Source organism: Luteitalea sp., from assembly GCF_022842525.1.
Taxonomy (GTDB): domain Bacteria; phylum Acidobacteriota; class Vicinamibacteria; order Vicinamibacterales; family Vicinamibacteraceae; genus Luteitalea.
In genome coordinates, this window is sequence record NZ_JALHPM010000021.1 from 1 (window position 1) to 22,188 (window position 22,188).

The 22,188-nt window shown below is 70.2% G+C and carries 21 protein-coding genes; 8 read left to right on the plus strand and 13 right to left on the minus strand.

The annotated features are described in order from the left end of the window. Positions 1–464 (minus strand): SGNH/GDSL hydrolase N-terminal domain-containing protein (locus Q0C41_RS06485; RefSeq protein WP_291982035.1); only part of this gene is annotated, 464 nt, incomplete at its 3' end. 68 nt (positions 465–532) lie between these two features. Here Q0C41_RS06485 and Q0C41_RS06490 point away from each other — a divergent pair. Then, positions 533–1,564, plus strand: a complete 1,032-nt coding sequence (locus tag Q0C41_RS06490) for a sugar phosphate isomerase/epimerase (protein ID WP_291982037.1) — start codon at positions 533–535, stop codon at positions 1,562–1,564. Between the two features lie 18 nt (positions 1,565–1,582). On the opposite strand, the gene Q0C41_RS06495 is transcribed toward Q0C41_RS06490, so the two are convergent. Both Q0C41_RS06495 and Q0C41_RS06500 read right to left on the minus strand, forming a co-directional pair. After that, positions 1,583–2,515 (minus strand): OmpA family protein, encoded by a 933-nt coding sequence (locus Q0C41_RS06495; protein WP_291982039.1) that lies wholly within the window; start codon positions 2,513–2,515, stop codon positions 1,583–1,585. 53 nt (positions 2,516–2,568) lie between these two features. Then, complete coding sequence (locus tag Q0C41_RS06500; protein WP_291982041.1) at positions 2,569–2,820, minus strand: hypothetical protein; 252 nt, start codon at positions 2,818–2,820, stop codon at positions 2,569–2,571. 74 nt (positions 2,821–2,894) lie between these two features. Between Q0C41_RS06500 and Q0C41_RS06505 the strand changes: the two genes are divergently transcribed. Then, a complete protein-coding gene (locus tag Q0C41_RS06505) occupies positions 2,895–4,028 on the plus strand; it encodes a sugar phosphate isomerase/epimerase (protein ID WP_291982043.1) in 1,134 nt (377 codons plus the stop codon). Positions 4,029–4,040: 12 nt separating this feature from the next. Here the strand turns inward: Q0C41_RS06505 and Q0C41_RS06510 are convergent, their stop codons facing one another. From Q0C41_RS06510 to Q0C41_RS06520, 3 genes are all read right to left on the minus strand, one after another. Further along, positions 4,041–4,322: a DUF427 domain-containing protein gene (locus Q0C41_RS06510; RefSeq protein ID WP_291982044.1), complete on the minus strand. Its 282-nt coding sequence runs from the start codon at positions 4,320–4,322 to the stop codon at positions 4,041–4,043. Positions 4,323–4,416: 94 nt separating this feature from the next. After that, the gene (gene greB / locus Q0C41_RS06515; RefSeq protein WP_291982047.1) at positions 4,417–4,908 is read right to left on the minus strand and encodes a transcription elongation factor GreB; all 492 of its coding nucleotides are present in this window, start codon (positions 4,906–4,908) and stop codon (positions 4,417–4,419) included. 23 nt (positions 4,909–4,931) lie between these two features. Continuing rightward, the gene (locus Q0C41_RS06520) at positions 4,932–6,521 is read right to left on the minus strand and encodes a vanadium-dependent haloperoxidase (RefSeq protein WP_291982048.1); all 1,590 of its coding nucleotides are present in this window, start codon (positions 6,519–6,521) and stop codon (positions 4,932–4,934) included. A 144-nt stretch (positions 6,522–6,665) separates the two neighbouring features. Between Q0C41_RS06520 and Q0C41_RS06525 the strand changes: the two genes are divergently transcribed. Both Q0C41_RS06525 and Q0C41_RS06530 read left to right on the plus strand, forming a co-directional pair. After that, the gene (locus Q0C41_RS06525; protein ID WP_291982050.1) at positions 6,666–7,679 is read left to right on the plus strand and encodes a zinc-binding alcohol dehydrogenase family protein; all 1,014 of its coding nucleotides are present in this window, start codon (positions 6,666–6,668) and stop codon (positions 7,677–7,679) included. Positions 7,680–7,707: 28 nt separating this feature from the next. Further along, entirely contained in the window at positions 7,708–10,113 is a 2,406-nt protein-coding gene (locus Q0C41_RS06530) for a penicillin acylase family protein (protein WP_291982052.1), read from the plus strand. 48 nt (positions 10,114–10,161) lie between these two features. Here Q0C41_RS06530 and Q0C41_RS06535 read toward each other — a convergent pair whose 3' ends face one another. Further along, a complete protein-coding gene (locus Q0C41_RS06535) occupies positions 10,162–10,998 on the minus strand; it encodes a carbohydrate-binding family 9-like protein (protein ID WP_291982054.1) in 837 nt (278 codons plus the stop codon). A 59-nt stretch (positions 10,999–11,057) separates the two neighbouring features. Beyond that, entirely contained in the window at positions 11,058–12,092 is a 1,035-nt protein-coding gene (locus Q0C41_RS06540) for a hypothetical protein (protein WP_291982056.1), read from the minus strand. A 174-nt stretch (positions 12,093–12,266) separates the two neighbouring features. Between Q0C41_RS06540 and Q0C41_RS06545 the strand changes: the two genes are divergently transcribed. Together Q0C41_RS06545 and Q0C41_RS06550 are read left to right on the plus strand one after the other, a co-directional pair. Next, the gene (locus Q0C41_RS06545) at positions 12,267–13,385 is read left to right on the plus strand and encodes a hypothetical protein (RefSeq protein WP_291982057.1); all 1,119 of its coding nucleotides are present in this window, start codon (positions 12,267–12,269) and stop codon (positions 13,383–13,385) included. 9 nt (positions 13,386–13,394) lie between these two features. Then, positions 13,395–13,991: a YceI family protein gene (locus Q0C41_RS06550; RefSeq protein ID WP_291982059.1), complete on the plus strand. Its 597-nt coding sequence runs from the start codon at positions 13,395–13,397 to the stop codon at positions 13,989–13,991. 16 nt (positions 13,992–14,007) lie between these two features. On the opposite strand, the gene Q0C41_RS06555 is transcribed toward Q0C41_RS06550, so the two are convergent. The 4 genes from Q0C41_RS06555 to Q0C41_RS06570 all read right to left on the minus strand — a co-directional run bounded on the left by Q0C41_RS06555 (position 14,008) and on the right by Q0C41_RS06570 (position 20,116). After that, the gene (locus tag Q0C41_RS06555; protein ID WP_291982061.1) at positions 14,008–14,382 is read right to left on the minus strand and encodes a DoxX family protein; all 375 of its coding nucleotides are present in this window, start codon (positions 14,380–14,382) and stop codon (positions 14,008–14,010) included. 120 nt (positions 14,383–14,502) lie between these two features. After that, positions 14,503–18,837 (minus strand): SBBP repeat-containing protein, encoded by a 4,335-nt coding sequence (locus Q0C41_RS06560; protein ID WP_291982063.1) that lies wholly within the window; start codon positions 18,835–18,837, stop codon positions 14,503–14,505. 75 nt (positions 18,838–18,912) lie between these two features. Beyond that, positions 18,913–19,623, minus strand: coding sequence for a cytochrome c biogenesis CcdA family protein (locus Q0C41_RS06565; RefSeq protein WP_291982064.1), 711 nt, complete (start codon positions 19,621–19,623; stop codon positions 18,913–18,915). A 1-nt stretch (position 19,624) separates the two neighbouring features. Then, entirely contained in the window at positions 19,625–20,116 is a 492-nt protein-coding gene (locus tag Q0C41_RS06570) for a thioredoxin family protein (protein ID WP_291982066.1), read from the minus strand. A 140-nt stretch (positions 20,117–20,256) separates the two neighbouring features. Here Q0C41_RS06570 and Q0C41_RS06575 point away from each other — a divergent pair, with 140 nt between their 5' ends. Together Q0C41_RS06575 and Q0C41_RS06580 are read left to right on the plus strand one after the other, a co-directional pair. Beyond that, a complete protein-coding gene (locus tag Q0C41_RS06575) occupies positions 20,257–20,814 on the plus strand; it encodes a sigma-70 family RNA polymerase sigma factor (protein ID WP_291982068.1) in 558 nt (185 codons plus the stop codon). After that, positions 20,801–21,457 carry an NrsF family protein gene (locus Q0C41_RS06580; protein WP_291982070.1) on the plus strand — a complete coding sequence of 219 codons (657 nt, stop codon included), beginning with the start codon at positions 20,801–20,803 and terminating at the stop codon, positions 21,455–21,457. The genes Q0C41_RS06575 and Q0C41_RS06580 overlap by 14 nt, the downstream gene beginning before the upstream one ends. Positions 21,458–21,499: 42 nt before the next feature. Here the strand turns inward: Q0C41_RS06580 and Q0C41_RS06585 are convergent, their stop codons facing one another. Then, entirely contained in the window at positions 21,500–22,156 is a 657-nt protein-coding gene (locus Q0C41_RS06585) for a hypothetical protein (protein WP_291982072.1), read from the minus strand. Positions 22,157–22,188 lie beyond the last annotated feature (32 nt).

Below are 22,188 nucleotides of genomic sequence, written 5' to 3' on the forward strand. Positions count from 1 at the left end.
AACGCGCCCGCAGCGGCCACCGCCGCCGGTCGCTCGGCGCCATCGACGGCCCGCAGACGGCCATCCAGCACCACCGCAGAGAGCCGCCACTTACTGACAGTCATCTTTTCAGCAGCCTGATAGAGGTCGAGGCCGCTGACGCCGGTGGCCGGCATGTGCGGCAGGGCCAGTCGCTCCTCGGTCACGGTCCACCGCACCCGCACGCGCGTGGCCGTGCTGGTGAAGCGCACGCCGAGCCCGGTGGCGTGACGCGACAGGCCCCAGACCGGTGGACGCACCTCGGCTTCGGCCCGCGCCGGGAAGCGCTCGAAGGTGGCGGCCTCGGGCCACCCCTTGCCGTCCACCATCGCCGGCGTCACGAGGTGCCACGTCGTCGCGACCGGAGGTGCCGTGGCAGGCACTTGCGCGGCAGCCAGGCCCGGCGCCAGCACCGTCATCGTCAGGACCAGCTGTGCGGATGTCATGGCGGACGGCCGGATGGTACCGCTTTTCCAGTTGCCACACAGGCGCCCGGCTTGCTATCCCTTCACGCATGTCCCAGCCCATCTACCATCCGAGCCTCGAATGTGCCCAACACGGCGGCAAGTCGCTCGCCGACGTCCTCGACTTCGCGAAGGCAGCCGGCGCCACCGGCATCCAGCCGAGCAACTACCACCTCAATGGCGGCAGTCGCTTCAAGTCGGCACAGGAGATTCGTGACGCCTTCGAGTCGCGCGGCATGACGCTCGACGGCATCTCCTCGCACTGCCCCTTCTGGGTGCACACCAGCGCCTGGACCGGCACGAAGTCGGGCAATGCGTTCATTCCGGGCGATGTGGTCGGCAAGTCGGCGCAGGAGATCGAGCAGTGGCACGAGAGCTACCTGCTCGCGCTGATGGATCTGGCGGCCGAACTCGGCGTCAAGGTCATGCCGATGTTCTGGGGGGTGGCGTTCGGCTGGGAACTCGCCACCGGCTATCCGTGGGGCTTCTGGTCGGGGGACGGGTTCGACCTGCTCGCCGAGGGACAGGAGCGCTTCGTCACCAAGACGGCGCGGCTCCGCGCCCATGCCAACGCGCTCGGCATCAAGCTGTGTCACGAGATCCACCCCGGCACCGGCGCGAGCACGGCCGACGACTTCAACATGCTCGTGTCGATCTGTGATGGCGACCCGTCGCTGGCCGTCAACGCCGACCCGTCGCACTGCTGGGAGGGCGAGTCCTGGGAGACGCGGTTCCTCAAGGTCGGCAGCCGCATCTGCGCCGCCCACGTGAAGAACTTCGTCGTCCGTCCCGGCTTCCCGCTCCGCGCGATGCAGCCCGACTGGGGCCGGCGCGCCATGCAGTTCACCGACCTGGGCAGTGGCGACCTCAACCTGCAGCGCTACGCCGAGTTGCTGATCCACGTCGGCTATCCGCAGCGGTACATGAGCCTCATGGGCACCAGGGACGCCCCGCTGGTCGTCGAGGCCGAGAGTGCCCACAAGGATCTCGACTACTGCTCAGCCGATGGCGTGCGGTACGTCAAGGAGCACCTCTGCTTCCCGGTGGCGTCCGGGTCCTTCGAGGACGGCATGGGCGCGTAAGGTGCGACGGGCCGAGCGCTACGGCGCCGGCCGCACGATGATGTCGACGCGTCGGTTCCTGGCGCGTCCCGCCTCGGTGTCGTTGCTGGCGACCGGGCGCGTTTCGCCGTGGCCCACCGTGGTCAGACGGGCGGCGTCCAGTCGCAGACGACTCGCGAGGGCGTCACCGACGGCCCGTGCGCGTGCCTCCGACAGCCGCTGGTTGGCCGGGTCCTCGCCGACGCTGTCGGTGTGGCCCTCGACCGTGACGGCCACGGCCGAACCATACGCCGCGATGCGCGGCACCAACGCCTCCAGGGCGGCCTGCGCGGCGGGCTTCAGGGTGGCCTGGCTGGTATCGAAGAGCACGGCGCCATCGAGGGACAGGCGCAGGGCAGACCCGACGGCGGCGACCGCGTCGATGTCGGCGCCCGAGTGGCGACCGCCGCAGGTCCGGCTCGCATTCGTCAGTCGCACGAACGCGAACGACTGCGACGGTTTCACGAACGAGGCGATGTCGACGTCGGCGCGGGAGCCCTCGATGCGACCGACCTCAATCCAGGTGCGACCATCCTCGGAGATGGCGAGGGCCGTGGCCTCGACGGCCGGTCCGACCTCGAAGACGAAGAGATCGGGGCCTTCGACATCGACGAGGGCGTTGTCGGTGAAGCGCAGCACGAGCACGCCGTCGCAGCCCAGCGACAGGAACCCGGGCGCCGTCGTCTTCGTGTAGTCGGGCAGGCCGAGGGCATGAGAGGCATCCGCCCAGACGCCGGAGGATGGGCGGGCACCTGGCGTGAAGGACACCACCTCGTCGGCGAACGAACTCTCGCCCTGCGGGAGGCAGATGGATCGCCGCCCTTCGCCGAACACCAGGCCGCTGCACGCGTCGTCGCGCGTCTGTGCCTGCCCCACGTCGGCACCGACGCCCAGCAGCGCGGTCAGGACGACGCCTCCGATTCGGGTCCTCACGCCTTCACATCGATACATCCGCAGATCTCCTCGCTGTCGTCAGCGTTGTCCATTCACGGCCGGCGGAACACTCCTGCCTGCCGTGCGTAGATGCCGGTCTGCTCGGCCACGCGCATGGAGCTGTGGCTGCCGCCGATCACGGGCAACGGCGCCTCCACTTCCGACAGGAAGCGCTCGACCGCGGCAATCGAGGCACGCAGCTCAGGCGTGAGGCGGTGGCACGGCTGCGCCGCTAGCGGGAACGCCGAGAGACCCAGCACGAGCGCGGCGACACTCGAGCTGACGTAGCGCGGGCGGAGCGGCATCGCCTCCCTTGTAACGGGTCACGCCAGAGATGTCCACGTGCAACGGTCGGGTCGATGTGGGCGTAGTGGCCAGCATGCCCACCCCTCCCGACATGTCCACCTCGGCCAATCGCCGCGGTTTCCTGCAGACCACCGCCATGGTCGTTGGCGCCGCCGTTCTCCCCACCACGTCGACGCCTGTCGCCGGCGCGGCGCATGGGGATCCACGTGCCCTGACCGACGCCGAGAAGGTCACGCGGCTCGCCTCCAACACCTATCCGCTGCGGACGCTCTTCAAGCGCCGCCCGGCCGCCGCTGGCGCGCCGGCCATGTCGGGCTCTGGCCCGCAGTCGGCCGACGCCATGAAGAAGAAGTACGGCGAGATCACGATGCTGGACATGCCGCAGTTCACCATCGACCACTTCGCCGGCGTGCGGAAGATGGACCTGTGGTCGTCGCTGTTCGGCGACGTGACCGACGACACGATGTTTGCGAAGACCACGTGGACGCGCGATGGCCGGTCGGGAGAGAGCTTCGAGTTCGATCCCACCACCAGGACCTCGAAGGCCTGGCTGGATCAGTTGAACGCGCGCATGGCGAAGACCGGCGTCAGCTGTCACCACGTGTCCAACAACGCGCCCCGCAACATCGCGGACCTGGATCCCCAGTTGCGCCGGCAGGGGATCGACACCGCGAAGGTGTGGCTCGATGCCTGCGCGACCATCGGCGCGAAGACCATGCGCGTCAACACCGGCGGCCCGCGCATCGTCCCCGGCGCAACGGCGACCACGGGCTATCCCCGCAACGACGAGCTGGTGAAGTACATCCGCAACGCCGTCGAGTCGTTCAAGGAGATGGCCGACCACGGCGCCAGGGTCGGCGTGAAAGTCACCATCGAGAACCACTGGGGCCTGAGCGCGGATCCGGCCAACATGCGGATCATCCTCGACGAGGTGAACCACCCCTACTGCGAGGCGTCACCGGACTTCTGCAACTGGGAGCACGAGTACCTGCTGTACCACGGCCTCGAGATGCTGATGCCCTACACGCACTCGACGGTGCACGCCAAGTACTGGAACCGCTGGGAGAACGTCGATCTGCAGCGCTGCGTCCGCATCCTGAACCACGGCGGCTTCAAGGGTGTGATTGCCCTCGAGTACGAAGACGGGCCCTGGGATGGGGTCGAGGGGGCCCAGCACCTGATGAAGGAAGTCCTCGCGGCGCTCTGACGCCGCGGACCTCTACGGGCGAACCTCGACGCCGCGCCAGAAGGCCACCCGCCCCGTGATCTCCGCGGCGGCGGCCTTCGGGGCCGGATAGAACCAGGCGGCGTCGCGGTTCTCCTTGCCGTCCACGACGACGTGGTAGTACGACGCTTCGCCCTTCCACGAGCAGGTGGTCGTGTGCCGACTCGGCGCGAAGAACTCCCGATGGAGCGCCTCGGCCGGGAAGTAGTGATTGCCTTCGACGACGACGGTGTCGCTGGACTCCGCGATCACCGTGTTGTTCCACAGCGCTTTCATGGTGGTGTCTCCCGGCCGACGCGATGGGAGGGAACGCTCGGCTCTCCCATCTGACGCGGTGTGGCCCCCGTCGCGTTCCCGCGACGCGGATCAGCTAGGGGAGGTCGTCGTAGCGGATGTCGATGATCTCGAGGCGTTCGGGCCCGCGCGGCGCGCGGAGGGTGACGACGTCCCCGACCTTCGCCGTCAACAGCGCCTTCGCGAGCGGCGACTTCCACGACACGCGCGTGTCGCCGCCATCCAGTTCGTCGACGCCGACGATGGTGACCATCCGCTCGGCGCCCGTCTCTTCCGACTGGAAGGTGACGGTGGCGCCGAAGCGGACCCGGTCGTGCGCCTTGCCGACGTTGTCGACGACCATGGCCCGATCGAGGCTCTTGGACAGGTAGCGGATGCGACGGTCGATCTCGCGCAGCCGCTTCTTGCCGTAGATGTAGTCGCCGTTCTCCGAGCGGTCGCCGTTGGCGGCGGCCCAGGCCACCGTCGACACGACGGGTGGTCGATCGACCTTCCAGAGGCGGGCGAGTTCGTCCTGCAACCGCCGGAACCCGGCCGGCGTGATGTAGTTCTTGACCTCGTCCGCCATGCCTCCAGCGTAGCGCGAGTCGCCTAGACCTCGTGCTCGGCGTGTGGGTGGATCTCCACCGGCGTGCCGTCGAAGCGGGTGAACCGCGCGGACCAGTCCTCGTGGTAGTCGCCGCTCTGCTGTCGCAGCATGTAGATGGCGAGGCGCTCGCCGAGCGCGATCGAGTCGGTGTAGTCGCTGCGCCAGTGCACGCCGCCGGCGTTGCGTCCGAGGGCGATGTTGGCCGCCACCTTGTTCAGTTCGCCGCCCACCGTCAACTGCAGGCCCGGCACCGGGACCAGGCTCAGTCCATCCTCGCTGGGCTGCACCACGTCATCGATGATCGCGGACTCGTCGAAGAACGCCTTGAGGATCGTCACGCACGCCCCGGCGACCGTCGCATGGCCGGCGCCGTAGGCAGGATGGGTGGGCGACCCCTCCGGGAACGCCATCGGCAGCAGACGTGAGCCTCCTGGCGCGGCCTCGGTACGCGCGAGCGCGTCGCTGCCGAAGATCGGGTGCGCTCCATCCAGCTGCCCGTGGAAGACCAGACCGCCGAACGCTTCTGGCCGCAGCCGACGATGCATGTACCACTTGTGCCACCACACGCACTTGAGCGCGCGCGTGGCCACCTCGCACACGAGGCTCAGGATGTGAGGCCCGCCCCAGGTGCCGAATCCAATCTGTCGGGTGGCGTTCCTGTACGGGTTGCCCGGGTTGAGCGGCGCGTTGGCGTGCAGCAGGATGAGGCAGGCGTTGAGGTAGGCCTCGTAGAGCGCGTCCACGTGGACGTACTCGGCCAGATCGCGCAGGCTGCGGATGTAGCGGCGCGTCGGGTCGTGATCGGCCTGCGGATCGATGCGCGCGCCGTCCTGCGCTGCCAGCCACGACGTCTTGTCGCGCAAGTAGTCCTTCTGCGCCACGGCCGTGCGCTGCTGCTGGCTGATCGTCAGCGATCCGTACGGGATGTCACGCAGCAGGAACTGCGAGATGTACGGGCCCACGTTGTCGCCAGGCGTGCAGCCGCGGAACAGCGTGCCTGGCGTGACGGTGCCGTTGAGGGTGGGGCCGTAGAAGTCGGCCTCGTGCGTCGTCATCTCGGCCGCCGCCGCGGCGATGGTGGGATCCGATCCCCACGTGATGAACGGGGTATCGCGCAGCAACGCCATCCAGTAGAGCTCGATGGCCTCGACCGCGGTCTCGGCGCTGTCCACCGTCGGCGCCGGCGCCATGCGCATCTGGCGCGGGTTCGGCCCCTGGACGTCGGTGGCCTTGCCCGCCTGGGGATTGGTCAGCGGGCGACCGAGATGCAGGGGAATGGTCTCGAACTCCGCCGGATTCCTCGGGGCGCGCTGCAGCGTTGCCACCATGGCCTCGTAGCTGGCCGGGATGACCAGTCCTGTCGCCGGATCATGCTCGAGTCCCTTGCTGAAGTTGCCGCGGTAGTCCGGATGCGTCGTCTCGTCGGCGTTGATCGGATCGCCCGTGGATCGAATCGTCGGACGGCAGGTGGCGACGGGCGTGATGAATCGCGGGCCGGCCGTCGGGGCGGTGGGCGCGGCTGGCGCGCCACCGATCCTGATCGAGTTCGGCAGTGAGATGGGCTGTGGGTGCTGATCGCTGATCTGAGACACGTCGACGCTCCTGTCGGTCCGGAACACGCAGAAAGGGAGGTGCGCCGGGAGGAGCGCGACGAGAGGGTGCTGATGTAAACGCCGGAGCGCGTCAAAGCGCACACGGCGTTCGCCCTGCACACTCGCGCCGTGTACAGTCGAACCATGCGCGCCATCGGATACCGCACTCCCGGAGACATCGACGCCCCCGAGTCGCTCCTCGACATCGATCTGCCGCGCCCGGAGCCGGGCCCGCACGACCTGCTCGTCGAGGTGCGCGCCGTGTCGGTCAATCCCGTCGATACGAAGGTGCGTCGACGAGCGGCTGCCGAGGGCGATGGATGGAAGGTCCTCGGCTGGGATGCCGCCGGCATCGTCGTGGAGGTCGGCACCGAGGTGTCGCGCTTCGCGGTGGGCGACGAGGTGTTCTACGCCGGCTCGCTCGACCGCCAGGGCACCAACGCCGAGTACCACGCCGTGGACGCGCGCATCGTCGGGCGCAAGCCGGCGTCGATCGACATGGCGCAGGCGGCCGCGCTGCCCCTGACCGCCATCACGGCCTGGGAGGCGCTGTTCGATCGTCTCGACGTCCGCAAGGCCGTGCCTGGCGCCGCGCCCGCCGTACTCATCATCGGTGGCGCCGGCGGCGTCGGGTCGATCGCGGTGCAGCTGGTGCGGCAGCTCACGGACCTGACGGTGATCGCTACCGCGTCACGCGAGGAGACGACGGCGTGGGTGCGCGACCTCGGCGTGCATCACGTGGTCGACCATGCCCGCCCCATTGCCGCACAGGTCGAGGCGCTGGGCCTCGGCGCCCCTGCCTTCGTCTTCTCGACCACGGCCACCGACCGCCACCTCGCGGACATCTCGGCGCTGATTGCCCCGCAGGGTCGCTGGGCGCTGATCGACGACCCTGGCGTGGTGGACATCGCGCCCTTCAAGCGCAAGAGCGTGTCGACGCACTGGGAGTTCATGTTCACGCGCCCCGTCTTCCGCACCGCGGACATCGAGGCGCAGGGCGTGTTGCTCGACGAGGTGTCGCGCCTGATCGATGCAGGCGTGTTGAAGACGACGCTGGGGGAGCACTTCGGAGTCATCAACGCCGCCAACCTCCGGCGAGCGCATGCGTTGATCGAGAGCGGCACGGCACGCGGGAAGGTCGTACTCGAGGGTTTCTAGTCGCCACCAGACGCCGTACCATGCCGGCATGTCCAGAGCCGCGCTGCTGGTTGCCGTCGTCCTGCTCGTCGCGCCCCTGCAGGGAGGAGCCCGGCAGATCGAGCCGTCGTCCGCGGTGGTTCCGGGCCTCGAGCGTCCCGTGCAGGTGCGGATCGACGAGTTCGGTGTGCCGCACATCTACGCCGAGCGCCAGTACGACGCGTTCGTCGCCCAGGGCTACATGGCCGCACGTGACCGGCTGTGGCAGATCGACCTGTGGCGCAAGCGCGGGCTCGGCGAGATGGCGAAGGACTTCGGTCCTGCGTATGTCGAGAGCGATCGCATGGCGCGTGCCGTGCTCTTCCGCGGCACCCTGTACCGCGAGTGGCTGGCCTACAGCTCCGACGCCAAGCGCATCGCCGAGGCGTTCGTCGCCGGCATCAACGCCTACGTCGATCTCGTCGAGCAGCAGCCTGATCGGCTTCCCGAGGAGTTTCGTGTGCTCGGCTACCGGCCCGCCCGCTGGCAGGCCTCCGACATCGTCCGCATCCGGCACCACGGCCTGACGCTGAACCTCACCGGCGAGATCGATCGCACGGAGATCTACTGCAAGGACGGGCTCGAGGCGCCACGGGTCGACTGGCTGCGCCGCGCGCTGGTGCCTGACATCACGCCGACGCTGGCCACCGGTCTCGCCCCGTGTGACCTGCCCTTCGAGGCGCTTCGTCAGGCCTATGCGCACGCCACCGCACGCCCGGTGTTCCGCGCCGAGACCACGGCGGTCAGGAGCGATGCGCCCATCGACCTCGTGCTGGCGCGTGCCACGCCGGACGATCTGGCCGCGCAGGGCAGCAACAACTGGGCGGTCGCGCCGGCCCGGACCGCCACCGGCCGTCCGATCCTCGCGAGCGATCCCCACCGTGCGCACTCGGCGCCGAGCCTCCGCTACATCAGCCATCTCGTGGCGCCGGGTCTCGACGTGATCGGCGCCGGCGAGCCGTTCCTCCCGGGCATCTCCGTCGGCCACAACGACGCCATCGCGTTCGGCCTGACCCGGTTCTACATGGACCAGGAGGACCTCTACGTCTACGAGACCAACCCCGCGCACCCGGACGAGTATCGGTACCAGGGGCGCTGGGAGCCGATGGAGACGGTGACCGAGCAGATCGAGGTGCGTGGCGAGGCCCCGCGTACGGTGACGATCGCGTTCACGCGACATGGGCCGGTGCTGGCCACCGATCCGGGCCGTCAGCGAGCCTTCGCGCTGCGGGCGGCGTGGCTGGACGAGGGCATGGCGCCGTACTTCGGATCGGTCGAGTACATGCGCGCGCGCACCTGGGATCAGTTTGCGGCGGCGATGAACCGATGGGGTGCACCCGGGGAGAACCAGGTGTACGCCGACACCAGCGGCAACATCGGCTGGATTCCCGCCGGGCTCACCGTGATTCGTCCCAACTGGGATGGCCTGACGCCGGTGCCTGGCGATGGCCGCTACGAGTGGGCGGGCTATCGCGACATGGACGAACTGCCACGCGCCTTCAACCCCTCGTCCGGCTACGTGATGACGGCCAACGAGAACAACATCCCGCCGGATCATCCGGCCGCGGGCAAGGGCATCGGCTACGAGTGGAGCGACGACTCGCGCGCGCGTCGTCTGCACCACCTGCTGGGCGGTGGCGCGCCACACCGTCTGGAGGACTCTCGCAGCTACCAGCTCGACATCACGTCACTGCCGGCGCAGCGGCTGGTGCGACTGCTGACGGGCGTCTCCGACGCGCGCCCGGCAGTACGCGGCGCGCTCGATCTGCTGCGGGCGTGGGATGGACGCATGCAGGCCGACAGTGCCGCCGCGGCGGTGTTCGAGGTGTGGTTCGCCACGCACCTGCGTCGCGCCGTGGTGCAGGCCGTGCTGCCGACAGACGCCGCCGTCCGGGTCGGCACCGGTGATCCCGCGCGCATCCTGCAGGTGCTGGAGGGGCACGGGGGGTGGTTGACGCCGGCGGCGCGGACCCGCGTGCTCGTGGAGTCGCTCGCCCACGCGGTCGCCGAGGTGGAGACGCGGCTCGGCCCCGATCGCGCGACCTGGCAGTGGGGACGCCTGCACCAGGCGGTCTTCGAGCACCCGTTGGCGGCGCGCGTCGATGCGGAGGCGCGTCGACGCTTCACGGTGGCCGCAGGCCCGATCGGGGGAGCGACCGCGACGCCGATGGCGACCGGCTACCGGACCACCGACTACCACCTGACGTCCGGCGCGTCGTTCCGCATGGTGGCCGACGTCGGTCGGTGGGACGCCTCGGTGGCCATCAACACTCCCGGGCAGTCGGGCGATCCGGCCAGTCCGCACTATCGCGACCTGGCCCCACTCTGGGCGCAGGGACGCTACTTCCCGCTGGCGTACTCGAAGGCGGCGGTGGACGCGGCCACGCGCACGCGCCTCGAGCTTCGCCCGCGCTGACGTGGCCGCCGTTCCGTTGGGAGGGCCGGCTCGCCGAGCCGGCCGGTCTCAGCGCGTGACGGGCTCGGTGGAGAAGCGCACGCGCGTGAACAGCTCCGGGATGTGCGAGTCCCACACGCCGTGGGGACTCCAGGCCCACCCGCCGGGGTCCTTCGACGGTGGCGCCTCCTTGTACTGATTGAATCGCGAGAAGTCCATCCGCCACTCGTCGCCGTCTCGCGGCGGCAGCGCGCGCCCGTCAGGCATGGCGAGGGGCTCGAGCGACCGCCACGGCAGGCGCAGTTCGACCGTCCAGCCACGATCGCGATCCGTGTTGTCGTTGATCGTGCCATCCACGTGCACGGCCGTCTCGAGGCCGGGCATGTCCCAGTTCCAGTAGCCGATGCGGGGCCCGCGCGGGTGCGACGTGAAGCCGACGCCGGGGAACGGTTTCACCCCCGGACGCGATCGATCGAACTCGGCCCGACGCGCGTACCCGCTCGACTCGAACGCCCGCTCCCAGATGAAGAAGACCTCGTAGATGGTGCCGAGCGCGTTGATCTCGAACTCGTAGTAGGCGTCGCGGCCCGCGATGAAGAGCTCGACGTCGTTGTTGGTGTAGATCAGCGAGTCGCGCTCGGTCAGCGTCGCCTCGACGAACGGCTCCTCGATCCAGTAGCCGACGTAGAGGAACGTGTCGTCCCACAGCACGGCCGCGCGCGTGTCGTGCACGCCCGGGCGCCCGCCGATGAGGTCGGCGAACCGCGGCGATCGCTCGGCGGCCAGCCAGTCGGGCTCATCGAGCCGGCCATCGATGACGAGGGGGGCGGTGGCCCGCCGCGCCGTGTACTGGGCGATGCGGTCCTCGGGCCACGGGAACGGCCACGGCTGCGCGGTCGATGCCATGGTTCCGCATGCTATCAGCGCCGCGCCCATCACCAGACGCCCGATGGCGCTCGTGGTCGTCACCGGGCCGTCGCCCCGGCCACCACGCGCGAGGTGTAGGCCACGCCGTCGGGGGTGCCGCCAACCGTCAGGTGGCCCACCACCGATCGGGTCGAGGGATCGAGAATCGCCACACGCGTCTCGGCACTGAGCGACTGGAACACGTACCGGCCGTCCGGCGTGATGGTCACGCCCTGCGGCCCGCCAGGCAGGGCCAGCCTGCCGATCTCGCGGCGCGCGGCGCGGTCGATGAAGCGCACCTCGTGCAGCGTCGGATCCGGCACGATCACCTGGCGACCATCGGGCGTGAACAGCATGCGGTAGGGCCACTTCAGGCCCTGCGTGGCGGTCGTCACGGTGCCCGTGGCCGGATCGAGCACGCTCACCTGACCCGTCTGGTTGCTGCCAATCCAGACCTCCTTGCCGTCCGGCGTCACGTTGATCGCCTCGGGCACCGCCGGCACCGGATAGCTGCGCACGGCGCGATGGGCGGTGAGGTCGAGCGCCGTCACTGTGTGGTCGCGCATGTTGCCCGTGTAGCCGCGCGCGCCATCGGCCGTCACGCCGATCATGTGCGACCCGTTGGCCTCGGTGGGGATGGCGTGCCTGACGATGCCGTCCACGACATCGACGATGACCACGGTGCGCGTCTGTTCGCAGGTGACGGCGACCAGTCGGTCACCTGGCAGGAAGACGATGCCGTGCGGGGCGCGGTGCTCGCCGAGGTCGACGGTGCGCGCCACGCGCAGCGCGGGCACGTCGATCACCGTCAGGGTCCGTCGCGGCCCGCCGAAGTCGGTGACGACGGCCAGGGCGCCGTCCGACGACAGCACGATCTCGTGCGGGTTGGTGCCCGTGGGCAGCGTGGCCAGGGTGCGGCCGGACCCCACGTCCACGATCGTTACGGTGGAGGGCGTCTTGTTGGTGACGACCAGCGTGCCGGTGAGCCCGGCCACCTGTGCGTGCGCGGCCAGGGGCAGGACCGTCAGGGCCAACACGAGGGCCAGCGCCCGGGCGGCGCAGCGGCAGACAACGCGACCTGTCGAAGTGGGCATGCCGTCAGTGTACCGGCGGGACGTGTGCCTCAGGGCTCCGCGCGACCCGTCCGCCCGCTTACGGCCTGCGTCGGTGCTTTCCGTCTGCGTAAGCGCTGTCCCCGGCGATCGGAGGTTGACGCACGCGGGTGTGACCTGCGGCGCGGCACGCACTTTGCGACGGACCACCGCATCGTGCCCTTGCTCAGGCCTGCCGCGTTCGTCGTCGGCGCCGGACTTGCCCTGCTCGGCGCCAGCCAGGCGTCGGCCTCGCCAGCCATGATCCGCCTGGGCTACTCGAGCTGTCAGGTCTGTCACCTGTCGCCTCAGGGGCGCGGGCTGCTGACCGACTACGGTCGGGGCATCGACGATGCGCAGAGTGCCAGGAAGGGGGTCTATCAGACCGATGCGCAACGCGTGCGTCGTCTGTACCAGGACCTTCGTGTGCTGGCGCAGGCCACGCGCAGTGACGAGGGCGCGTCGACGGACACGTCGGGTGCGGCCCGCCTCTGGTATCGCAACGCGACGGCGCTGACCGGCACCGTGCGGTTCAGCGGCATGGTCAGCGCCGACCTGCCGGCGCGTGACAGGCAGATCACGCCCGTGCAACCCCTGCCGTCGCCGCCGCAGGTGTTCGTGCGGCAGGCCCTGGTGGAGTACCTGCCGCGCGCCGGCGTGCTCCTCGCCATCGGCCGCGACACGCTGCCGAGCGGCGTCGAGATCGCCGATCAGGCGACGTACATGCGGGGGCGCAACGCCCAGGGCCTCACGGACGTGCCGACGCAGGCCAAGCTGTTCCTGTCGTCACGTCGCGGCCAGATTGCGCCCTATGTGTTCGGCCCGAGCGGCCATGAAGCCGGCGGCTTCCGGAGCAGTGGCGCCGGCCTCGTCGGGGAGACGTACCTGCTGGGCGACCGACTGGCCACGGGGATCTCGGCTCGTGTCGCGCGCAACGGTACCTACGACGAGCGCCTGCTCGGCGTGTTCGCCAGACTCGGTCTCGGCGCGTGGGGCGTGTTGGCCGAGCACGACCTGACGGCGCGGCGGCCGCGTGCCGACGGGCGGGCGTTCGATCAACACACCAGCTATGCCCAGGTCTTCTACTACCCGGTCGACTGGCTCGTGATGTCGATGACCGCCGAGCGACTCTCGGTCGCGGCGCCGTTGTCCGAGCGACGGGTGGCATGGCGCCCTGAAGTGAGCGCGCGGCTGAGTCCCCACCTGACGCTCGCCGCGTCCGTCCGCCGCGAAGATGCGGCCGGGCGACCGATCACCAGGGTCCTCGTGCAGCTGTATCTGAAAACCGTCAACTGAGGTCGAGCCATGTCAGGTCTGAACGTCGGTACGTGGAGGGGGGCCCTGGCGCTGGCGCTCGCGCTGGCAGGCGTGGCGCCGGCGGACGGCCAGACGTTCGAGGTGACGTCTGGACGCGTGGTGGTGGTGTGCCCGCTCACGGTCGGGGGGCGATTCGAGGTGACGACCACGGCCGTGGCAGGGCAGATCACGCTCGATCCGCGCGTGCGGGAGATCGAGGGCGTGCTCGGCGTGGACCTGCGCACGCTCGATGCCGGCATCGGCCTGCGGACCTCGCATCTCAAGGAGACCTATCTCGAGGTCCAGCGTGGTCCGCTGTACGAGCGCGCCACCTTGTCCGGGATCGTGCTCGACACACCGGTGGCGGGGATGCCCAACGGCCCGGTCGGGTTCCAGGGACAGTTCACGCTCCATGGGCAGACGCGCGCCGTGGCCGGCAATGTCGATCTCTCGCGCAAGGACGGGCGCTACGACGTCCGCGTGCGCTTTCCGCTGCGCATCGACGCCTTCCAGATTGCCCGGCCGGCCTATCTCGGTGTCGGCGTCAGCAACGACATCCACGTGACGGTCCGCGCCACCCTCGTGACCGTGGCGCCCTCGCGGTAGGGGACGGACGCGCTCGTCAGCGCCGCGCGGCTATCGGAAGGACGCGGCCGCGCATCCACGCCACGAACGCCAGCAGTCCCAGCAGCACGGCGGTCGTCACCGCCGAGCTGTGCTCGCCCCGCTGCACGTGCAGGACCGTGGCCCCGACCATGATCGGGAGCAGTCCGATGGCCGCGGCAGGCACGAGCCAGGGCTGGATGCGTGTCATGCCTGGCACGACCAGCCCAATCCCGGCGGCCACCTCGGCCACGCCAAGGAAGTACCGGAGGGGTTTCGCGATCGAGGCATCCATCAGCGCGGCCAGCTCCGCCGAGGGAAACAGGAACATCAGCCCGTGGGCCAGAAACGCCGCGGCCAGCAGGGCCTGCAGGATCCACACCAACACGTTCATCGAGAGTCTCCAGCGGTTGGACCGGCGGCCTGCCCCGAACTCATCGCACCGGGCGCGCGCCCAGATCAGAGTCAGGCCACCGGGCCCTCCGCGGAGGCGCCCGCCCCTGCAGCGTATGTCCTAGGGCAGCTTCGTGGCGAGCGCGTTGCTGCCCGCCGCCCAGGTGACCCCATTGGCGTCGCTGTACATCGCGCGTTCCACGACCAGCTGGGCCGGGGTCGCCCCGAGGCTCTCGACGACCACGCCGAATCGCTTGCCGACGCTCTCCGGGAACTCGGCCCGCATGTCGACGTTGAAGCGGCTGGTCGCGGCGACCGGGAAGGTACGGGTCGCGCTGGTCCCGTCCTCGAATCGGACGGTCACCCGCACCGAGCCCTCGAACGCGGATGTGTTGGACAGCAGCACGTATGTCGCCACGTTCGCGGTGCCGCCCACTTCTCCCTCAGCCGACGCCCACCGGGCGCCCGTGGTCGTCGCACCCGGGCTCGAGTGGGCCTCGTGCCACGTCGCCGACGTCCCCGGCCACCACATCGCGCGCTCCACGATCAGCGGCACGCCATTGGTGGAGGTGACGATGGTGGAGACGGCGGTGTCGGCCAGGCGCGGGTCCTCGAGATCGACCCAGATGTTGCTGCGGCTCTGTGCGGCCACGACGTAGCTGCGCGACACCACCGTGCCATCGGGCAGCAGGTAGCGCACGTCGACGGCGGCATCGGCGGTGCCGGGGTTGGCCAGCAGCACGAAGAGGTCGAAGTACGCGCCCGTCGCGCCCTCGGCGAGGAACCACGAGGTGGCGGGCGCCGTGACCCCGGCACTGTTGTGGCCGGCCCCGAAGGTGGTGCCGAACACGCTGCGGTACATCGACCGCTCGGCGATGATCGGGCTGCCCGTGACGACACGGATCGTCGCGCCGACCTCCGCCTGGGCCAGGCGGGCATCCTCCTGATCCACCCAGATCGTGAAGCGACTGCCCGGGAGCACCGTGTAGGTCTTCACCAGCGGCGCCGATGGGGCCGGCAGCAGATACGTGACCTCGACCTCGGACGTGGTGGCCCCCGGGTTCTGCAGCAGATAGAACAGATCGAAGTCGCCCATCGTCGCCCCTTCGGCGAAGAACCAGGTGGTGGCTGGCGTGGCGACCGAGGCTTCCGCGTGCGAGCCGTAGGCGCTGCCGTCCCACTGCATCGTGCGGTCGGCGACGACGAGCGCGTCGGCGTCGATGCGCGTGGAGAACTCGGCCTGCGCCAGGCCGGCAATGGTGGCTGGCCGCACGGTCGCGCGCGCCCCGGCAGCGAGCGTGAGCGACGACCGGATCACGGTGGCGTCGGCGCGCTGGAAGGTCAGCAGCACCTCGGCCGGCGTACCGCCCGGGTTGAGCAGCGCGAGACGGGTGTCGAAGAACGGACCGGTCGCGCCCTCGGCGAAGTACTGGGTGAAGACGGCACTGCCGTCGAGCAGTGTCACCACCGTGCTGGTGGTGGCGCCCAGGGTCGCCCCGCCGGTCGGATTGGACAGCGTCACGGTGAACGTCTCGGTCGACGCGTTGCCGCTGCCGGCGCCGACCGGCACGGTGATCGTGGCGCTGGTCTGCCCCGCCGGGAAGTTCACGGTGCCCGTGGACGTGGTGAAGTCACTCCCGGCCGTCGCGGTGCCTGCCGACGTGCTGTAGCTCGCGCTCACGGCGGCCGTGGTGTCGCCTCCGCGCGTGACGGTCAGCACCGTGCTGCCTGCGCCGCGCAGGACGCGCCGCGTGGCCTGCGCAAAGGTGATGGTGGCCGGGACGACCGGCGCGGCGTCCGTGGTGGCCTGCATCGTGAAGCCGGCGCTCGGCACGTCGAACTCGATCTGCAGCGGGAAGGCCAGCGGGTCTTCGGTCTCCCGTGCCGGGGCGATGCCCGAGACGTTGAAGTTCTGCACGCCGACGCCCCGCACCAGCAGCGCACCGAGCTGGGCGGCGTACTGGCTGAAGCGCACCGGTTCTCCGGGGCCGAATTCGCCCAGCACCACGCCGCCGACCGACACCGTGAACCGGTTGTCGGCATCGATGCCGGTGGGGAAGTCGAGCACGGCGGTGAAGAGCGGCGTGCCGGTCATCGTGTACTTGTAGCCGGTGGCGATCGGCGGATCGAACCACAGCGCGCTGGCATCGAAGAAGCGGAAGATCGGTGGCTGGGCCGGTGGCCGCTGCGTCTGGGTCGGGAGCACGGGATCGATGACGCGCTTGCCGCGCGTCTCGCAGCGCGACAGCGCCGGGCCAAGCGTGCCGGGCGCCATCTTGACGACGAAGGCATCACTCTCGCGACCGCCAAACGGCCGCGCGACGCCACCGCGGTGAGTGGACTGGAAGGCGCCGAGCGTGGGGAAGTCGCCCGACGCGGTGTCGCCGACCACGTAGGCGTTGCCGGCCGCATCCACGGCGACGCCGAATGCCTCGTCGGTGTTGCCGCCGCCGAAGAGCGTCGAGTAGCCGATGGCACAGCCGGTGGCGTCGAAACGCGTCAGGTAGGCGTCCCAGGGGCCACCGTTGCCGCCGAGCGGCAACGGGTTGACCTGCGGGAAATCGCCTGAGCTGGTGTAGCCGACGACATAGGCGCGCCCCGCCCCGTCGACCGCGATGGCACGTCCGAGTTCGGCGCCGTTGTCGAAGGTCGTGGCCCTGCCCCCCAGGTACGACGAGTAGATGATGCCGCTGCCGGCCGCGTTGATCTTCATCACGAACCCGTCGAGGCCGCCACGCGGCGAGGACTCGAACGCGTTCACCATCGGCAGCGCACCCTGGAGCGTCCCGCCCAGGCTCGAATAGGTGACGCTGCCCGTGATGTACGCGTTGCCTGCCGTATCGAGGGCGATGTCCTCGGCCTGCCCGCCGAACGAGCCATTGGCGTCCCCGATGACCGTCGAGTACACCAGGGAGCCGCCGCCGGGGGCCAGCTTGGCGATGAACGGCCCGCCGAAGAACGACGGGCGGAAGGGAGTCCTGACCGGGAAGTCCATGATCACGGACCCACCCGTCGGGATGCCGCCGGCGAAGCCGACGACGTAGGCGGCGCCGGTGGCGTCCACCGCGATGCCGCGACCGCCGCTCTGCGACTGGTTGCCGAGGTACGTCGAGTACACCAGCTCTGAGCCTGCCGGGTTGAGCTGCGCGACGAACGCCAGGCCGGTGTCGCTGTAGAAGCCGTTGTGGGTGGGGTACAGGGCGTTGGCCACCGGGAAGTTGCGTGACCGCGTCGTCCCCACCACGTACGCGCTGCCGTTGGGGCCCACGGCGATGTCGCTGGCCTGCTCGTTGGCGCCGTCGGTCCCGCCGAGATACGTGGCGTAGATGAGCGTGCCGGTCGGGGAGAGCTTGGCCACGAAGGCATCGGATCCGCCGCCGCCGTGCGCGGTCTGGAACGCCCCCGTGGTGACGGGGAAGCCGGTGCTGGCCCTGCCGGCGATATAGGCATGGCCCGTCGGGTCGAGGGCGATGCCGATGCCCTGGTCGCCGCCCGTGCCGCCGAGGAAGGCCGTGTAGTCGAGCGCATCGCCGGCCGGCTTCAGCTTGGCGACGAACACGTTGCTGCCGCCGTTGAACGCCCCGGTGTGCGGTGTGCCCGTCGGGAAGTTGGCCGAGCCGGTCTCGCCGACGATGTAGGCGGCGCCGGTGGCATCGACGGCGACGTCGTAGGCCGTGTCGTCGCCGGTGCCGCCGAGGAACGTGGAGTACACGACCACGGGATCGATGACGAGCGGTCGCGTCGCATCGTGGGCCGCGACATCGAAGCCGACCGTGCCGTCGGCGGCGACCACGTACCGCGAGGCCACGACCTCGGGCGCACTCCGGTCGCCCTGATAGGTGAAGGGGCGCGGCTGGCGCACGACCCGATCCCCGACGTGGAGCAGCAGTTCCCCGGAGGTGGCGTCGACGAGGATGCGGTCGACCCCGTCGAACGCCATCCGGATCACTCGCCAGTCGGCGCCCGGTGCGACCACGAAGTCGTACTCGAGACGCCGCTGATTGCCGTAGTACACGACGTCGATGCCCGGATAGACCTCCGGGAAGCCGACACGCCCGTAGGTCGGCACGGCGGTGCGCCAGCCGGCGGGGTCGTCGCCGTAGTAGTAGTGCACCTGGCCCGCACGCGCCGTTGGCCTGGGCGCCACCGACCGCGCTCCGCGCAGGGTCAGGGCCACGGAGGCGCCGTCCTGCCCGATCTGGCCGATCTGCAGCCGCGCACCCGCGCGGCTCAAGGCCACCAGGTAGCCCGCCCCCCGGGCCACATAGGTCCGGTCGCCGTCGGGTGACGCGTCGGCCGGCTCGAACTGCAGCGTGAGGCGCCCGTAGGCCTCACGGGCGCTGGCCACGCGGGCCACCGACTCCGGAGGGGCGTCCTCGGCGCGCGCACTCGCGATCGACGAGCAGAGACTGAACGAACAGAGGGTGAGAGCGAGGGCAAGGCGAGTCAGCGTCATGGCGTCGGGAAGTCCGTCTGATCGCACAGCGCAGGACTCGCCGAAAAGGTGACAAACACCCACCCCGCGGGCGACTCAGACCCGGGCGAGCAGGTCGACCCACCACTGCGGCAGGCGGTCCAGCAGGGCGGCCTCGATGACCTTGTCGAGCCCGAACCAGACGAGGAGGCCCATCACCAGCAGTCCGGCGCCGAGCAGCGTGTGCCCGGTCTGACCGACGCGGACCAGCTGCTGCCGACGCTCCCGCACGACGCGGGAGGTGTAGGCGGTCGCGAGCAACGGCGCCGACGAGCCGACGCCGAAGGCGACCATCATCAGGCTGGCCTGCGCCATCGAGGTTCCCTGGGACGCCAGGCCGAACGCCGCCCCCAGGGTCGGGCCGACGCAGGGACTCCACACGCCGCCCAGCAGCGCCCCGATGAGGAACTGCCCGCCGAGTCCGTCCCCGGCCCTGGTCGAGAGGCGCGCGGCGCGCTCGGCGATCGGCGCCAGCGCGCGTCCGGCCATCACGTGGAGCGATCCACTCACCAGAACCACGCCGATGGCGATGAGCAGCACCGCCGACGCCCTGCGCACGGTGGCGTCCTCGAGGCCAATCGCGGCGCCCGCCCCGATCACGGCCATGCCCACCACCGTGAAGGAGACGACGAGACCGGCGGCCAGGGCCAGCGGACCGGCGCGATGGCCGCGCACCGCGCTGCCGACGACGATGGGCAGCAGGGGCAGGACGCAGGGCGACAGCGCTGCCAGGACCCCGGCAAACAGACTGAGTGCGATCAGTGACATCTCAGCGGGCTGCGCTCGGCATCGCCATGCCCGCGTGCTCGAAGAAGGCATCGATCGAGGCGTCGTCACTCTTGTAGCTGAGGCGAGCGATCTCGGTGGTGCCCTTGAAGAGAATCAGGGTCGACTGCTTCTGGACCTTCATCTCCGCGCGGAGGGCGGTGCTGGTGTCGTAGTCGGCCTTGAACGCCACGACGTGGGATGCCGGCCCGGCCAGCCGTGCGGCCACCTTCGGCTCCTGCGCGCGGCAGACCGAGCACCAGGGCGCATGGAAGAACACCAGCGTGATCTGCCCGGCGGCACGTGCAGCGTCGAAGACCGGCCTCGCGAACGGGGTCAGTTGGCCTGTGGCCTTGGCGCCGGCCATCGTGTCCGTGCGGCCCATCGCCGGCGCCTGGTCGGCGAAGAGGGCAGCGGGAAGGGCGAGGGCGCAGGCGGCCAGGACGATGCTGCGGACCATACCGGTCATGCGGGTCATGCGGGCCATGCGAATCATGCGGAATCTCCCTGCAGGCGACGGCATGCCGCCCGATGTCACGAGGGAAGTCGCTGGCGGCCCCGCGTCGGTTACAGGAGCACGCGGTGTAACCGGTGGCCCGGCGCCGTCGTCCCTGACGTCGAGGGAATGCGGTACGCGTGACACCGACGCAGGAAGCACTCGCTGGCGACCTGATGCGTCGCGCCCAGGAGGGAGACGAAGCGGCCTACGTCGAGCTGCTCGTCCTGCTCACGCGCGAGGCGCGCCGCTACGTGCGCGGCAAGCTGCGATCGGAGGCGCTGTTCGTCGACGACGTGGTGCAGGAGACGCTCGTGTCCGTGCATCGGGCACGACACACCTGGCACGGGCAGCGCGGCTTCGCGCCCTGGTTCTTCGCGATTGTCCACAGTCGGCTCATCGATGCCATCCGACACCAGCAGCGGCGGTCGGCGCGCGAGGTCGGCGTCGACGTCCTGCCGGACCGCCCTCCGCCGGTCGGGCGCGATTCCCCCGTGGACATCGAAGCCGTCCGCCGGGCCCTGGCCGCGTTGCCCCCGCGGCAGCGTGAGGTCGTCGAGGCGATCAAGCTGCGCGACGAGAGCACGCGTGACATCGCCGGTCGGCTCGGCATGAGCGTTCCCGCCGTCAAGGTGACCGCACACCGCGGCTATCTCGCGCTGAGGCGCATGCTGGGAGTCACACGTGACCAGGGCTGATGACCAGGGACTCGTCCGGACCATTGCCACACTGGCACGCGACGCCACGCCCGTCAGGCCTCTCGCGTCCCCGGCGGTCCGCCTGGCACGCTGGGTGATGGGGGCGCTCGCTGCCTCGGTGCTGGTCGTCGGCGTCCTTGGGCTGCGCGCAGATGTCGTGGGGCGTGCCTCGGACCCCGCGTTCGCCGTTCAGGCCGGCGTGCTCGCGGCGTTGACACTCGCCGCTGCCGGCAATGCCCTGCGGCTGGCGATTCCCGGTGCGGCGCGTGTCGGCCGGGCCCGCGCGACCACGCTCACCCTGACTCTCGCCTGGCTGGCGGTCGTTCTCTGGCCGGCGGTGAAGGACGGGCTCGCATGGCCGACGGGGTGGGCCGATGTCGCCCACGTCACGTGCGCGGCCCGCATCGCTGCCGTCGGCATGCTTCCCGGCATCGTTCTCCTCTTCATGGTGAGGGCTGCCGCACCCCTGGACCTGCGATGGGCTGCGGCCAGTCTCGCGCTCGCCGGCGCCGGGCTCGGCGCCCTCGGCACCCAGTTCATCTGCATGGACGATGCGACCGTGCACGTGCTGGCGTGGCATGCGCTGCCGGTCGCGGTCGTCGTGGGCGTCGGCGCGGCGCTGGGCCGACGACTGCTGCGTTGACGTGGCGCACCCGGAGGGTTGCGGAGGGAGGGTCGGCCCGCGTCAGTTGACGCGGTTGCACCTCAGACTGAGCTTCGGTGCGTAGTCGATGGTCGGCAACGGTCCACCACCGCACGAGGCCTTGAGGCGGAGCCGGTCCGCGGCGGTCGCCGGCGCCACGCCACCGACGAGCGAGAAGGTCTCGTGCGTGTCACAGCCGGCATCACCCAGCGCGCACTGGTTCGCGTTGGCCCAGTCGGTGCAGACGCCGACGATCGTGTCGACCGTGAACGTCTGGGTCTTGAAGTTGCCCCAGATCGGGTTGTGGAGCGGATTCTGGGTGAGCACACCGCCAGGTCCCGTCACCTGCAGCAGGGTGAGCGCGTCCGGGCAGGACGCTTGCGCGTACCAGGTCGTCGTCAACATCGCCTTGAGCTGATTCGGCGGCGTGTCGACGTGCCAGGTCCACTGCTCCGGTGGCGGCAGCGTCGAATCGGGACGCAGGTCGACGGAGATCTCGTGGGGCCGCCCAGACGTCGGGGCCACCGGCAGCAGGAATGCGTAACCCTTGGCTTCCCCGGTACCGTACCCGAGGTTCAGATTCCCCTGCCCGCCGGCCGGCGTCCTGCCCTGTGCGTGGACGCCGGTGGCCACGGTTCCTGCCGCCACGATCACGATCGTGGCCGTCATCGCCATCACTGCCAGGATTCTCGGCTGCATCGCTGTTCTCCTCGTGCGACGCCTCCCTTGCG